Genomic DNA, 13,565 nt, shown 5'->3' with positions numbered 1-13,565 from the left:
AGGAAAAAGGCCCGCCGATCTGGCGGGCCTTCGTCGTTCTACCAGGCGCCGGTGTTGGGCATCGAGACCCAGGGCTCGGCAGGCTCCAGGTGGCCGTCCTGCAGCAGCTCCACCGAGATGCCGTCAGGCGAGCGCACGAACGCCATGTGGCCGTCGCGCGGCGGGCGGTTGATTGTCACGCCCTGGTCCGCCAGGCGCTGGCAGGCCGCGTAGATGTCGTCGACCTGATAGGCCAGGTGGCCGAAGTTACGGCCGCCCTGATAGTCTTCCGGGTCCCAGTTGAAGGTCAGCTCGACCAGCGGGGCCTTGCGTTCCTTGGCCTTGTCGGCGTCGCCCGGCGCGGCGAGGAAGACCAGCGTGAACCGGCCCTTCTCGTTCTCCATCCGATACATCTCCTGCAGGCCCAGGCCCTCGCAGTAGAAGCGCAGCGAAGCGTCGAGATCCTTCACGCGGACCATGGTGTGCAGATAGCGCAAGGCGGCCTCCAGATGTTGCGAAGCGCCGATATAGCCGATCGCCTACTACACTGCGACCTTGCCGCGCGTCTGCCGTCGCCACAGCGCCGCGTACTCGCCGTCGGCGGCCAGCAGGGCCGCGTGCGGGCCGCGCTCGACCACCTTGCCCCGGCGCAGCACCAGGATCTCGTCGGCGTCGGCGATGGTCGACAGCCGGTGGGCCACGACCAGGGTCGTGCGCCCTTCCCTGGCCTTGCGCAGCGTCGCCTGGATCGCCGCCTCGGTGCGGCTGTCCAGGGCGCTCGTGGCCTCGTCGAGGATCAGCACCCGCGGATCGGCCAGCAGGGCCCGGGCGATGCCCACCCGCTGGCGCTCGCCGCCCGAAAGCTTCAGGCCGCGTTCTCCGACCTTGGTGGCCATGCCCTCGGGCAGGCTGCCGATGAAGTCGCCCAGCTCGGCCGCGCGGGCGGCGTCCCAGACCTCCTCGTCGGTCGCGTCCGGACGGCCGAAGGCGATGTTGGCGGCGATCGTGTCGTTGAACAGCGCCACGTCCTGCGGCACCAGCGCCACCGCCCGCCGCAGCGAGGCCTGCTTGAGGGCCTTCAGGTCATGGCCGTCCAGCGTCACCCGGCCGGCCTGCGGGTCGATCATCCGCAGGGCCAGGCGCACCAGCGTCGTCTTGCCGGCGCCCGAGGGGCCGACGATGGCCACGGTGCGGCCCGGCGCGGCGGTGAAGCTGACATCGGCCAGCCCGTCCGAGCGCGCGCCGTGGCGGAACGAAACGCTCTCGAAGGCCACGGCCCCGCCGCGCCGATCGCCCGCCGGCGGCAGGTCGACCGCGTCTTCCGCGTCGGCGACGTCGGCGCCCTGCCGACGCAGTTCCATCATCGCCTCCATGTCGATGAACGACTGGCGGATCTCGCGATAGGCGAAGCCGAGGAAGTTCAGCGGCTGATACAGGTTCACCAGGATCAGCACGACGGCGGTGATGTCGCCCGGCCCGATGCGGCCGTGGGCGGCTTCCGAGCCGGCCAGCACGGCCATCACGGCCAGGCCCACGCTCATGATCGCCGACTGCACGACATTGAGCAGCGACAGCGAGTTGGTCGCCTTGATCTGCGCCGCGCCATAGGTCGACAGCGCCCGCTCATAGGCGCCGACGGCTCGGTCCTCGGCGCCGAAGTTCTTGACCGTCTCATAGTTCAGAAGGGCGTCGACGGCCCGCCCGGCGGCTTCCGCATCGGCCTCGTTGAGCTCACGCCGGTGGGCGATACGCCAGTTGGAGATCGAGAAGGTCAGCACGCCGTAGATGACCACGGTGACGATCGCCGTCGCCGCGAACCGCCAGTCATAGGCGCGCGCCAGGACGGCGCCGGCCAGGATCAGTTCGACGATGGTCGGGGCGATGTTGAAGACGAGGCCCCGGATCAGGAAGTCCATGGCCCGCGCGCCGCGGTCGATGGTCCGCGACAGTGCTCCGGTGCGCTTGGTCTGGTGGAAATCGATCGACAGCGACAGGGCGTGGGCGAAGGTCTCGGTGGCCGCGCGGTTCTGCGCGGCCTGGGCCACCGGCGTGAACACCGCGTCGCGAGCCTGGGGCGCTGCGGCGGCGATGAAGCGCACGCCCGCCCAGCCCAGCGCCAGGGCGGCGAAGGACAGCGTGACCTGGGTCGCCGCGCCCTGCCCGGCGGTCAGCCGGTTCACGGCCGCACCCAGCAGCAAGGGAGCCGCCACGCCCAGCGCCTTGCCGGCGAAGGTCAGGGCCAGGGCCGCCGCAAGGCGCCAGGCCAAGCCCGGCGCACGCGACCGCAGGACGAGGCGCAGAAGTTCGGCCAGCGCCGCCCATCCGGAGACCGGCTTGGCGGCTTCGGGGGCGGTCCGCGCGCTGTCGCGACCGGCCGAGGCGAAACCTCTCACCGGGCCTCTCCGAGCGCGTACAGCACCGTCGTCTGGACGCCGCCGCCCGGGGTCATCCAGTCGGCGCGCCAGGCGCCGTCAAGGCGCTCGGCATGCAGGGGACCCGCGCTCAGAGGACCCGGCGCGGAGACGGCGATCCTGACCAGGTCCTCGCCGCCCTCGCCGGCCACCTGCACGCCGTGCTCGCCATGAGACAGCGGCTGGGTCAGCGAGAAGCTGAAACGCCCTTGAGCGTCGACCTTGCCCTCGGCCTGGGTGACGCGGTCCACGCGAACGCCAAAGCCCGCCCCGGGACGGCCCACGCCGGAGATCACCGCCCCGCCCTCCTGGTCGTAGTCGATGGCGAGGATCCGCAGGGAATCAGACGGGCCGGCCAGCGGTTCGGAGCCGCCGCCGGCCTTCAGCAGGGCGACGGCGCCCTCGGGCGTGATCAGCACGTAGCCTTCGGCCTGGACGGTGCGTCCCTCACGGGTCATCGACAGGCCGAACAGCCGAGGCTCGACCGCGCCGGGAAGAACCGCGCGCCACAGACCCGAGGCGTCGGCCTCTACGCTGATCGCCTCTCCGGTCGGCGCCCCCAGCCGGACCGAGGCGCCAGCCGTGGCCGACCCGGACAGCGCCACGCCGCCGCCCTGGATCGCCGCTGTGACGACCTTGGGCGGCGCCAGATAGGCCGCTTCAGGGTCACGGGCGGGCTGGGCGGCCGGCGTGGTGCGGCCCCAGTCCCGCCGCCCCCCCTCGCCGCATGCCGAAAGGGTCGCGACGAGGGCCAGGGCCAGCGGCCAAGGCTTGAATGCGGCCTTGCGAATCCCGATCATGCGTCTTCCAAATCCTGGGGCGGTCGCTAAGACCGAGGCCCGAAACGCCATGGCGCGCTCTTCCCGACGGGAGCCGCGCCTTTTCTTTTGTTGGAGTGGACGACGATGCCCGACCTGTCTAGCCGCCTGGGGTCGGTCTGCGTCTACTGCGGCTCTTCGAACACGGCCGATCCGGCCTATCTGGATGCCGCCCACCAGATCGGCGGCGACTTCGCCCGCTCCGGGCTCAAGCTGGTCTATGGCGGCGGCGGCGTCGGCCTGATGGGTGCGGCCGCGCGCGGCGCGCACGAAGCGGGCGGCGCGGTTCTGGGCATCATCCCTGAGTTCCTGCGCGGCCGCGAAAAGCCCTTCGACGACGTCGAGACGGTGATCGTGACCTCGATGCATGAGCGCAAGATGCTGATGTTCGAGCGTTCGGACGCCTTCGTGGTGCTGCCCGGCGGCATCGGCACCCTGGAGGAGATCATCGAGCTGCTGTCCTGGCGGCGCCTGGACCTGCATCGCAAGCCGATCGTGTTCCACAATCCGGACGGCTTCTGGGACCCGCTGTTCGCGCTTCTCAAGCACACGATCGACAAGGGCCTGACGCCCCCGGCCCTGTCGACGGCCTGGGTGTCGGTCGAGGCGGCCGAGGATGTCACTCCGGCCTTGCTGGCGTGGGGTTTGGACGTTGATCGCGATCGCGAGATCGATGTTCGGCGATTGACTTAGTTTTTAATAACAACGAACAATGTGATCAGCGTCCACTTATAAATAGGACGCGGGGATAGGAGATGTCCATGCGTATGCTTCTGCTCGGCGGTCTCGCCGCAGCTTCCCTCGTCGGCGTGGCTCATGCCGCGTCGTCTGAAGGCGCCATGCTCGTTCTGAAGGCGCCGCCGGCCAAGGCCGAACTGATCCTTGAAGGGGCCATGTGGCGCTGCACCGGCACGGTCTGCAAGGCTCCGGCCGTGAAGGCCCTACCCGCCGTGCGCAGCTGCCGCAAGGTAGTCGCCGAACTGGGCGCCGTGTCGGCCTTCACCTGGCGAGGCGAGGCGCTCGACGCCGCCGGCGTCGATGAGTGCAACACGGCCGCCAAGCCGTAAGCCTCCTCGAAATCATGGAATTCGTCGCCATCCCGGTCCGTCCGGGATGGCGTTTTCTTTTGAGCGCTACTTCCGGTCCGAGGTCTTGGGCGGCTGCGACTGTTGCGGCGGCTTGGCGGCGCCGGGGCGAGGCCCGACCAGCAGTCCGCCCATCAGGGCGAAGGACAGCATGGCGTGGCTCATCTTGGTTACATTCATGGCGGCGTCTCCTTGACCAGCCCGGAGCGACCGCTTGGCGACGCTCCACTTGTTACGGGACCGGGCTCCGCGACCGATCCAGCCAGAAAGAGACGCGCGCGGCTTACAGGGACTCGCACCCTCCTAGTCGTCAGCGCGTCCAGGCAAGGATGCGCCGCACCTGCCGCATGACAAGCAAAATATTCCGAACACGGATGAAGTCCGTGCTCTGACGATCGACTTGTAGAGCACCTGGAACGACCTTGCGGATACTATCCGCTCACGCACCAGTCAGTGCAGCGTCGCACCGTCGCGCTCCGGTAGATCGGCGGTCGGAACGACATCCCCTTGGCCCGGCTTTCCGGCCGAAGCGATAATGTTGGCCGCGGCGCGCAGCATGACCGGCTCGACACGCTCGGCCTCGCAGCCGACCAGTTCGGCCGCCAGCTCCGGCAGGTCGGCGCACAGGCGCAGCTGGCCTGCGATCCGTTGCAGGGCAAAGCTTTCCTCCAGGCCGGGATCGTTGGCCACGACGCCCACCAGCAGAGAAAGCGCGGTCTCCAGCTTGTCGGCCCGGGCCTTGGCCTCGCGCGCCTGGTCCAGCAGCAAGCGCGCGCTGGAGTCCATGGCCTCCAGCGTGTCGGCCAGCTTTTCCGGAGAGAGGCCCATCAGCATTTCGGGGCGGAGCATCGTGTTCACCGTGCAGTCCATCGAGTGTTCTGCTGCGTTGAACGGTCGCACCCCGGCCCGCTGGGCGGTCAAAGTGGCGCCTGGACGAAAAAGGCCGCCCGCGTCGGCGTGACGCAGGCGGCCCTGGCTCGAAACCTCGGGCGCTCAGTGGACGGCTTACGCCGCCGCGCCGAACGACAGGCCCTCGTAGCGGCGCAGGTGGTGATCGACCGAGCCGAACAGGCCCTCGATGATCGTCCCGCGCTTGAAGTAGTGGCCGATGGCCAGCTCGTCGGTCATGCCCATGCCGCCGTGGATCTGGATGGCGTTCTGGCCGACGAACTTCAGGGCGCGGCCGATGCGCACCTTGGCCGCCGAGACGGCCTTGGCGCGCTCGGCGTCGCTTTCGTCGAGCTTGATGGTGGCCATGTAGGTCATCGACACCGACTGCTCGAGCTCGATGAACATGTCGACCATGCGGTGCTGCAGCACCTGGAAGTCGGCGATGGCGCGGCCGAACTGCTTGCGCTGCTTGGCGTAGTCCAGCGTGCCCTCGTGCAGCTTGCGCAGCACGCCCACGCCTTCGGCCAGGCTGGCGGCGGCGGCTTCGTCGAGCACCTTCTCGACGAGGGGCAGGCCGTTTCCTTCATGGCCGATCAGGGCGTCGGCCGGGATCGAGACGTTCTCGAAATAGACTTCCGAGGCCCGCCCACCGTCGACGGTGGGATAGTCGCGGGTGACCACGCCCGGCAGGTTCTTGTCGATCAGGAACACCGACACGCCCGCCGCCTCGCGCTGGCCGCCGCCGGTGCGGGCGGTGACGACGAGATGGCTGGCGAACGGCGCGCCGACCACCACGGCCTTGTGACCGTTGAGGATCCAGCCCGAGCCGTCCTTCCTGGCTGTCGTCTTCAGGTCGCTCCAGGTGTAGCGGCCCTGCGGCTCGGCATAGGCGAAGGCGATGGTGGTGGTCCCCGCGACGATGCCCTCGATGACCGAAGCAGCGCCGGCATAGCCCGAGTGCTTCATGAAGCCGCCGCCGATGACGACCGTGCCCAGATATGGCTCGATGACCAGCGCTTTGCCGAACTCTTCCATGATGATCATGTTGTCGATCGCGCCGCCGCCCAGGCCGCCCAGGTCCTCGCTGAACGAAGCGCCCAGGATGCCCAGCTCCTCGGCGAAGGCCTGCCAGTAGTCGGCTCGCCAGCCGCTCTCGGAGGCGACGATCTTGCGGCGGGTCTCGAAGTCGTACTTGTCCTGCAGGAAGCTCGCGACCGTGTCGCGGACCATCGACTGCTCTTCGGTGAAGTTGAAGTCCATGAGGGCGGTTCCTCTTATGGTTCCCCTCCCCCTTGCGGGGAGGGGTTAGGGGTGGGGGTGTCAGCGTCGATTGTCGAAAGCACGCGCTGAACAGCCGAATGCGGGTCGTAAATCGCTAACTCGTTGGGGATCCTGATCACGGCGTAACCCCTCGCTTCCAGCCAGGCTTGGCGTTCGGCGTCGCGGGCGGCTACCGCTTCCAGAGCGTGGATCCCGCCGTCCACCTCGACGATCAGCCGATGCTGGTGGCAGACGAAATCCACGACGTAGGGGCCGAATGGCGCTTGTCGGCGAAAGTGAGATCCGGGGATCTCGGTCTTCCTGAGCGCCTTCCAGAAGAGCTTTTCCGCCAAGGTGGGCTCACGGCGCATCCTGCGGGCTGATCGGTCGGCCCTCTCGGATGTGTGCAGAGCTCCTGGCGTTCGTGCTGACACCCCCACCCCCTGCCCCCTCCCCGCAAGGGGGAGGGGAACTGTAATTGTTCAGGATCAGATCAGAGGCCCAGCACCATCTTGGCGATGATGTTGCGCTGGATCTCGTTGGAGCCGCCGTAGATCGACGTCTTGCGGACGTTGAAATAGGTCGGCGCGGCGCGGTGGGCGAAGTCGGGGCCGATCGGATGGGCGTTGTCGCCGTCCTTCGGGAAGCCGCGGAAGTACGGCGCGCCGTAGTGGCCCGCCGCCTCCAGGGCCAGTTCGGTGATCCGCTGCTGGATCTCGGTGCCCTTGATCTTCAGGACGCTGGATTCCGGGCCCGGACCCTTGCCGGCCGCCTCACCGGCCAGGGTGCGCAGCTCGGTGTATTCCAGCGCCGTCAGGTCGATCTCCAGGTCGGCGATCTTGCGCTTGAAGTCCGGATCGGTCAGCAGCGGCTGGCCGTTGTCGCCAAGTTCGGTCGAGGCGATCTGGCGGATGCGCTCGATCCCGCGCTTGGAACGGGCGACGCCAGCGATGCCGGAGCGCTCGTGGGCCAGCAGGAACTTGGCGCAGGTCCAGCCCTTGTTCTCTTCGTAGATGCGGTTCTCGACCGGCACCTTGACGTTCTCGAGCCAGACCTCGTTGACCTCGTGCTCGCCGCCCAGGGTGATGATCGGACGCACGGTCACGCCCGGCGACTTCATGTCGACCAGCAGGAACGAGATGCCTTCCTGGATCTTGGCGTTGGGGTCGGTGCGCACCAGGCAGAAGATCCAGTCGCCGTGCTGGGCCAGCGTGGTCCAGGTCTTCTGGCCGTTGACCAGGTAGTATTCCTTGCCATCGTCGCCGGTGAAGCGTTCGGCCTTGGTCTTCAGGCTGGCCAGGTCCGAGCCGGCGCCCGGTTCGCTATAGCCCTGCGACCACCAGATCTCGCCCGACAGGGTCGGCGGCAGGAAGCGTTCCTTCTGCTCGGGCGTGCCGAAGGTGTAGATCACCGGGCCGACCATGTTGATGCCGAACGGCAGGATCGGCACGCAGTCGGCGCGGGCGGTCTCTTCCGACCAGATGTAGCGCTGCACCGAGGTCCAGCCCGGGCCGCCGTACTTCTCCGGCCAGGCGGGCGCGACCCAGCCCTTCTGGGCCAGGGTGCGGTGCCAGGAGAGGAAGTCCTCCTTGGACATCTCCTCGCCCTCTTCCTGGCGCTCGCGCAGGCCTTCCGGATAGTTCTGCGCGATGAAGGCGCGAACCTCGTCGCGGAAGGCCAGGTCTTCGGGCGAAAAATCGAGGTTCATTGCGCGCTCCCGAACAGGCCGGCTGAGCCGGCGTCTTGTTGTTTCGGGAGGATGATAGGGGTCGAACGAGCGTTTGGAAAGATGACGCGAAGGTCAACGTAAACGTCGTTCACCCATCGCGGTCAGCGAACCTCGCAGGCCAGGCGCACCAAGGCCAGGGCCGACACACCGCCGACGCCCTCTTCGTCGTCGATCTCCAGCGAGACCAGCGGCGTCTTGCCCAGCGCCGCCAGGAGGCGGGCATGGCCGGGGCCGCCGACGTGGGCGGCGACGGCGTGGGCGATCAGGTCGGGGTCGATCGCATGCAGCACGGCCGCGGCGGCGGTCGCCGCGTAGCCGTCCAGCAGGACGGGGATCTTCTGGACGCGGGCGGCGATGATCGCGCCGGCCACGGCGGCGGTTTCACGCCCGCCCAGCTGGCGCAGCGCTTCCAGCGGATCGGAGAGATCGCTCTCGCCACGGGCGCGCTCCACGGCCGCGGCGACGTCGGCGGCGACTTCGCCGGCCGCCCAGTCGGAGGCCTCGCCGCCGAACAGCGCCAGGGCGATGGCGGCGGCGTCACGATGGGCTTCGGCGGCGATGACGCCGGGAATCAGCAGGTCGGGCTGCTTGGCCAGGGCCTCCATGCCGAAGGCCATGGTGGCGGCGCATTCCTTCTCGCTCATCGAGGCCTTCTGGCGCGCATCGGGCGTCGGGCGGTCGATGGCCAGGTCGAAGGCTTCAAGGCCGGCGCCCTGCGAGCCGGCCATGCGGCTGACCGTGGCGCCGCCGGCGGCGATGGTTTCGAGGCGGTCGCGAGCGTAACCGCGCGGGCCGATCCCCTGGCGAGCGCCGGCGTACAGCGCCACGACCGGCCGGTTGACCGAAGGCGGGGTGCGGCCGGTCCAGGCGGTGAGCCAGGCCGAGATCTCGACGAGGCGGCCGCCGTCGGCCGGCGGTACGAAAACGCCAGGCGCCGGAAGATCGGCGGCCAGGCGGCGGATGTCGGCGAAGGGCGAGGCGGCGGCGGAAGCGTTCATGGCCGCCGACTTAAGCCAGTCCGCGCCCGATGCAAGCGCATAGGGCGCGGAACATGGTTCGGAAGGCGCGCGATCAGCTGGCGGCTAGGTCCTTGCAGGTCCCGTCGCGCTCCTGGATCAGGCTCGCCTTGGCGGCTTCGTCGGCCCTGGCGGCGGCGCGCTTGGCGTCGGAGCGGGCGTTGTCGGCGCGGTCCGAGGTGAAGACGTGGCGGCCCGGACGCTGGTCCTTGATGAACTGCTTCAGGGCGGCCGGATCGGCCTCGCCGAGGGCCTTGGCCTCGGTCAGGCCCAGGCAGCGGTTGGCCTGGATGAACTGGGCGTCGGTGACGCGCTCTGCGGCCAGGGCCGGGGCGGCGACGGCGGCGATCGAAGCGGCGGCGAGCAGGATGGTGGCGATACGCATGGTTGGTCCCTCTTGATTGAAAATCTGGGCGCAGAGCCGCATCGCGTCTGGCGACTTGCGCCCGACGCCGCGGATGGCGACATTCGGTCATGACTTCAGAAAACCGCCCGCCCCGCCCCATCGTCACGCCCTGCGTCAAGGTGTGCGCCGTGGATGGTGCGTCCGGCTTCTGTCTGGGTTGCCGGCGGACCCTGCAGGAGATCGCCGGCTGGTCGCGCTACAGCGACGAGGAGCGGGCTGAGATCATGGCCGCCCTGCCCCATCGCCCCGATCCGATGGAAAGCCTTATGGCCGCCCAGCCGGGTGCGCGTAACTGATTGGTCTTCAGGTTCCCGAGAGCATTTTCTGGTTCTTCATCTAAGTTCTCCCCGAAGCGTCCGTCTGACGAAGATCAAGATGACGCCCTGAACTCGAGCTTTGAAGTTAAATCCAGTCCATGAACTTTATTACATGTTGCCCAACCAACGTTACGACGAGTTAATTGGCGCAAAGCGCAGCACTTTGTTAACCAAGTAAATTCGCCCCGCCATTCACCGCTTGCAAACGTCTTTCCGGCTAATGTCCCGGACAAGGGTCGTAGAAACGACCGAAAAGCCTGCAAGGCGGGGTGTCTTCGATGTTCAAGTTCACGGCGATCGCGATTGTCGGTGCGCTGTCGGCGGTGGGCGCGGCAAAGGCCGTGACCTCGCTGGACAGCACACTTCGCCAATCGCCCCAGACCATGCCCGCCACGGCGGCCGCCGCGACACTGGGCGACGCCGGCGCCGCCCAGCTGACCAAGGGCGCAGACGGCCATTTCTGGGCAGAGGCCAAGGTCGACGGCCGCGCCGTCCGCTTCCTCGTCGACACCGGCGCCACCGCCGTCTCGCTCAGCAAGGCCGACGCCCAGCGCCTGGGCATCGACGTGACCAAGCTGAACTACGAGTACGACGTCGTCACCGCTGACGGCCGCACCCGCGCCGCCTCGGTGAAACTGGGCAGCGTGGCGATCGCCGGCGCCAAGGTCGCCAATGTCGACGCCCTGGTCATCGAGAGCGGCCTGGAGACCTCGCTGCTGGGCATGAGCTATCTGGGCCGGCTGTCGCGCTTCGAGGCCACGCCCCGGTCGCTGATCCTGCACCCCTGAGACCGACCGGGCGCATGATCGCCCGGAATTCTTGCACGATCCTGCAAGAGCAGATCCGCCCACATGGGCGCCGGCGCGAGTTTGCGCTAACCTAAGGTCATGCTCATCACTTCAGCGCCAGATCAGGCTGGCTGCCCTCGCCATCCGGCTCTGGCCGAGGCGATTGAACGATCCGTCTCGACCGACGGGGTTCACCCGACCGCGATCGGCGGCATGTGGCTGGCCCGCATGTCGGAGCCGAGCCCGCCGGTCCATGGCGTGCACGAGGCCGCCGTCTGCATCATCGCCCAGGGCCGCAAGCAGGTGATGCTGGGCGAAGAGGTCTATGTCTACGACCACGCCCGGTTCCTCGTGGTGTCGGTGGACGTGCCCGTCGTCGGCCAGGTGATCGAAGCCAGCGCCGACGCGCCTTACCTGTGCGTGCGGCTCGACATCGATCCGCGCCGACTGAACGAACTGATCCTCGAGATCGACCCAGGCCCGGTGCGCAACGCGCCGGCGCCTAGCCTGGCCCTCAGCGCGACCACGCCCGAACTGTTCGACGCCGTCGTGCGTCTGGTGCGGCTTCTGGAGACGCCAAGCGACATCCCGGTCCTGGCGCCGCTGATCCAGCGCGAGATCCTCTATCGGCTGCTGCGTACCGACCAGGGCCCGCGCCTGCGCGAGATCGCCGCCTGCGAAAGCCGCCTGGGACAGGTCTCGCGCGCGATTCACTGGCTGAAGATCAACTACCAGCGCCCGTTCCGCATGGAGACCCTGGCGGCCGAGGCGCGGATGAGCCCGTCGGCGCTGCACCAGCACTTCAAGGCGATCACGGCGATGAGCCCGCTGCAGTATCAGAAGCAGCTGCGCCTGCAGGAGGCGCGCCGACTGATCCTGGCCCAGGGCCTGGACGCCGCGACGGCCGGCCACAATGTCGGCTACGACAGCCCCTCGCAATTCAGCCGCGAATACAGCCGGCTATTCGGGGCGCCGCCGCTGCGCGACGCCACGCGACTGCGCACCCGGCCCGAGCTGGTCAGGACTGCGTGACCGCGCCTTCCGGCGCGACGCCAGCGGCGGCGTCGTAGGCCGCTTGATCGAGGATGCCTTCCTGCTTGGCCACCAGCGTCGGCACCAGGGCCTGGCCGGCGACGTTCACGGCCGTGCGGCCCATGTCGAGGATCGGGTCGATGGCCAGCAGCAAACCAGCACCCTCGAGCGGCAGGCCCAGGGTCGACAGGGTCAAGGTCAGCATCACCGTGGCGCCGGTCAGCCCGGCCGTGGCGGCCGAGCCCAGCACCGAGACGGCGACGATCAGCGCGTAGTCCGTTAGGCCCAGCGGCAGGTGGTAGAACTGGGCGATGAAGATCGCCGACAGGGCCGGATAGATGGCCGCGCAGCCGTCCATCTTGGTGGTCGCCCCCAGCGGCACGGCGAAGGCGGCATAGGCGCGCGGAACGCCCAGGCCGGCCTCTGTCACGGTCTCTGTCACCGGCAGGGTGCCGATCGACGAGCGCGACACGAAGGCCAGCTGGATGGCCGGCCAGGCGCTGGCGAAGAACTTCAGCGGGTTCAGGCCATGGGCCGTCAGCAGGATCGGGTAGACGACGAACAGCACCAGCGCCAGGCCCAGATAGATCGCGCCGGTGAAGGCGCCCAGCTGGCCCAGCGTGGTCCAGCCGTACTGCGCCACGGCGTTGCCCAGCAGGCCCACGGTGCCGATCGGCGTCAGGCGGATCACCCAGCTCAGCACCTTGCGCACTACGGCCAGGGCCGAGGCGTTGAAGGCCAGGAAGCCCTCGCCGGCCGGACCGACGCGCAGGGCGGCGATGCCGGCCGCAAGGGCGATGACCAGGATCTGCAGCACGTTGAACGACAGCGAGGTGCTGGCGCCGGCCTCGCCGACCTTGGTCGAGGCGTTCAGGCCCAGGATGTTGGACGGCACCAGGCCCGTCAGGAAGTCGAGCCACGAGCCGTTGGTGCGCGGCGCGGCGGCGGTCGCCGCGTCGAGGGCGGCATGGGCGCCCGGCTGCAAGGTGACGCCCAGGGTGATACCGATAGCCACGGCGATCAGGGCGGTGATCGCGAACCACAGCAGGGTCTTCCAGACCAGGCGGGCGGCGTTCTGCAGTTCGCGCAGATTGGCGATGCTGGCGACGATGGCGGTGAAGACCAGCGGCGGCACCAGCACGCGCAGGAGCTGGATGAAGATCGAGCCGACCTGATGCAGCGCTTCGGCCAGGGCATGGCCGGCCTGCCCCTCGTCGACGCCCAGGCGGCGGGCCAGCAGGCCAAGCGCCATGCCGACGACCATGCCGACGAGGACCTGGACGCCGAAGCCGCTGATGAAGCGGCTGGAAGGGGCTGTCGCCTGGGCCATGGGTTGTTCCTGCTCACATTCGGCGGTGATCAGCCGCCGTTCAACTCAAGAAGCACGCAAAGCCCGGCGACGGCGCGCGCCACCAAGCTTCGAAACTGGAATTTCCTGCTCGCGCATAAGAGGGCGGCGGTCGAACCAGTTTTTGTGCGATCGGGCGCCAGCCAAACTGAAAGCTCCACTACTCCGGTCGGAATTAGGGGCGGCGGCGTGTCACATGGTAAACGCGCCGGGCGCTCCCTAGGGTGGCCTCACCCCCTGCCCCATCTCGATCTTCCGGAGCCGCCATGAGTCTCTCCTTCCTGTTCGGCGCGATCATCGGGTCCGGCCTGTTCATCCTGCTCGGTCGCGGCCCGGTGGAAAAGCTGCTGGCGGTGATCCAGGAGCGCGTCGGCAAGCGCTGAGAAGTTCCAAGCGACGCCGGCTGCTATTCGCCGCCGATACACGCGATCGTGTCGGAACGAAGTCTTGGGAAGCGCCTTTCTTCTGCATCGGACGCGCTGAGG

Annotated in this window: 16 protein-coding genes; 5 read left to right on the top strand and 11 right to left on the bottom strand. The window is 68.5% G+C overall.

Annotated features, from left to right (window positions below; genetic code table 11):
- Positions 1–38: 38 nt before the first annotated feature.
- The 3 genes from DDF62_RS23055 to DDF62_RS23045 are packed head-to-tail and all read right to left on the bottom strand — an operon-like array spanning position 39 to position 3,190.
- On the bottom strand, positions 39–476 hold the full coding sequence (locus tag DDF62_RS23055; protein WP_116491286.1) for a VOC family protein: 438 nt from the start codon (positions 474–476) through the stop codon (positions 39–41).
- A gap of 45 nt (positions 477–521) precedes the next feature.
- The gene (locus tag DDF62_RS23050) at positions 522–2,444 is read right to left on the bottom strand and encodes an ABCB family ABC transporter ATP-binding protein/permease (RefSeq protein ID WP_116491285.1); all 1,923 of its coding nucleotides are present in this window, start codon (positions 2,442–2,444) and stop codon (positions 522–524) included.
- A complete protein-coding gene (locus DDF62_RS23045) occupies positions 2,369–3,190 on the bottom strand; it encodes a hypothetical protein (protein ID WP_116491284.1) in 822 nt (273 codons plus the stop codon). The genes DDF62_RS23050 and DDF62_RS23045 overlap by 76 nt, the downstream gene beginning before the upstream one ends.
- Before the next feature lie 105 nt (positions 3,191–3,295).
- Here DDF62_RS23045 and DDF62_RS23040 point away from each other — a divergent pair, with 105 nt between their 5' ends.
- Positions 3,296–3,901, top strand: a complete 606-nt coding sequence (locus DDF62_RS23040) for an LOG family protein (RefSeq protein ID WP_116491283.1) — start codon at positions 3,296–3,298, stop codon at positions 3,899–3,901.
- Between the two features lie 68 nt (positions 3,902–3,969).
- Positions 3,970–4,275 carry a CC_3452 family protein gene (locus DDF62_RS23035; protein WP_116491282.1) on the top strand — a complete coding sequence of 102 codons (306 nt, stop codon included), beginning with the start codon at positions 3,970–3,972 and terminating at the stop codon, positions 4,273–4,275.
- Between the two features lie 66 nt (positions 4,276–4,341).
- Here the strand turns inward: DDF62_RS23035 and DDF62_RS26380 are convergent, their stop codons facing one another.
- From DDF62_RS26380 to DDF62_RS23005, 7 genes are all read right to left on the bottom strand, one after another.
- Positions 4,342–4,473: a hypothetical protein gene (locus DDF62_RS26380; RefSeq protein ID WP_244286925.1), complete on the bottom strand. Its 132-nt coding sequence runs from the start codon at positions 4,471–4,473 to the stop codon at positions 4,342–4,344.
- 270 nt (positions 4,474–4,743) lie between these two features.
- Complete coding sequence (locus tag DDF62_RS23030) at positions 4,744–5,142, bottom strand: hypothetical protein (protein ID WP_244286936.1); 399 nt, start codon at positions 5,140–5,142, stop codon at positions 4,744–4,746.
- 156 nt (positions 5,143–5,298) lie between these two features.
- Positions 5,299–6,444 (bottom strand): acyl-CoA dehydrogenase family protein, encoded by a 1,146-nt coding sequence (locus DDF62_RS23025; protein WP_116491281.1) that lies wholly within the window; start codon positions 6,442–6,444, stop codon positions 5,299–5,301.
- Positions 6,445–6,458: 14 nt separating this feature from the next.
- Complete coding sequence (locus DDF62_RS23020) at positions 6,459–6,878, bottom strand: endonuclease domain-containing protein (RefSeq protein ID WP_279629675.1); 420 nt, start codon at positions 6,876–6,878, stop codon at positions 6,459–6,461.
- A 59-nt stretch (positions 6,879–6,937) separates the two neighbouring features.
- Positions 6,938–8,152, bottom strand: a complete 1,215-nt coding sequence (locus tag DDF62_RS23015) for an acyl-CoA dehydrogenase family protein (RefSeq protein ID WP_116491279.1) — start codon at positions 8,150–8,152, stop codon at positions 6,938–6,940.
- Between the two features lie 122 nt (positions 8,153–8,274).
- On the bottom strand, positions 8,275–9,171 hold the full coding sequence (locus DDF62_RS23010) for a nicotinate-nucleotide--dimethylbenzimidazole phosphoribosyltransferase (protein ID WP_116491278.1): 897 nt from the start codon (positions 9,169–9,171) through the stop codon (positions 8,275–8,277).
- Positions 9,172–9,244: 73 nt separating this feature from the next.
- The gene (locus tag DDF62_RS23005) at positions 9,245–9,574 is read right to left on the bottom strand and encodes a hypothetical protein (protein WP_116491277.1); all 330 of its coding nucleotides are present in this window, start codon (positions 9,572–9,574) and stop codon (positions 9,245–9,247) included.
- A gap of 89 nt (positions 9,575–9,663) precedes the next feature.
- Between DDF62_RS23005 and DDF62_RS23000 the strand changes: the two genes are divergently transcribed.
- From DDF62_RS23000 to DDF62_RS22990, 3 genes are all read left to right on the top strand, one after another.
- Positions 9,664–9,891 carry a DUF1289 domain-containing protein gene (locus DDF62_RS23000; RefSeq protein WP_116491276.1) on the top strand — a complete coding sequence of 76 codons (228 nt, stop codon included), beginning with the start codon at positions 9,664–9,666 and terminating at the stop codon, positions 9,889–9,891.
- Between the two features lie 290 nt (positions 9,892–10,181).
- Positions 10,182–10,700 carry a TIGR02281 family clan AA aspartic protease gene (locus tag DDF62_RS22995; RefSeq protein ID WP_116491275.1) on the top strand — a complete coding sequence of 173 codons (519 nt, stop codon included), beginning with the start codon at positions 10,182–10,184 and terminating at the stop codon, positions 10,698–10,700.
- A 99-nt stretch (positions 10,701–10,799) separates the two neighbouring features.
- On the top strand, positions 10,800–11,732 hold the full coding sequence (locus DDF62_RS22990; RefSeq protein ID WP_116491274.1) for an AraC family transcriptional regulator: 933 nt from the start codon (positions 10,800–10,802) through the stop codon (positions 11,730–11,732).
- On the opposite strand, the gene DDF62_RS22985 is transcribed toward DDF62_RS22990, so the two are convergent.
- Positions 11,719–13,062, bottom strand: coding sequence for a dicarboxylate/amino acid:cation symporter (locus DDF62_RS22985; RefSeq protein WP_116491273.1), 1,344 nt, complete (start codon positions 13,060–13,062; stop codon positions 11,719–11,721). The two genes, DDF62_RS22990 and DDF62_RS22985, sit on opposite strands and share 14 nt — an antisense overlap.
- Positions 13,063–13,565: the final 503 nt, after the last annotated feature.

The sequence above is a fragment of the Caulobacter radicis genome (assembly GCF_003094615.1).
Classification (GTDB): Bacteria; Pseudomonadota; Alphaproteobacteria; order Caulobacterales; family Caulobacteraceae; genus Caulobacter; species Caulobacter radicis.
This window is presented reverse-complemented; position numbering and strand designations above follow the sequence as displayed.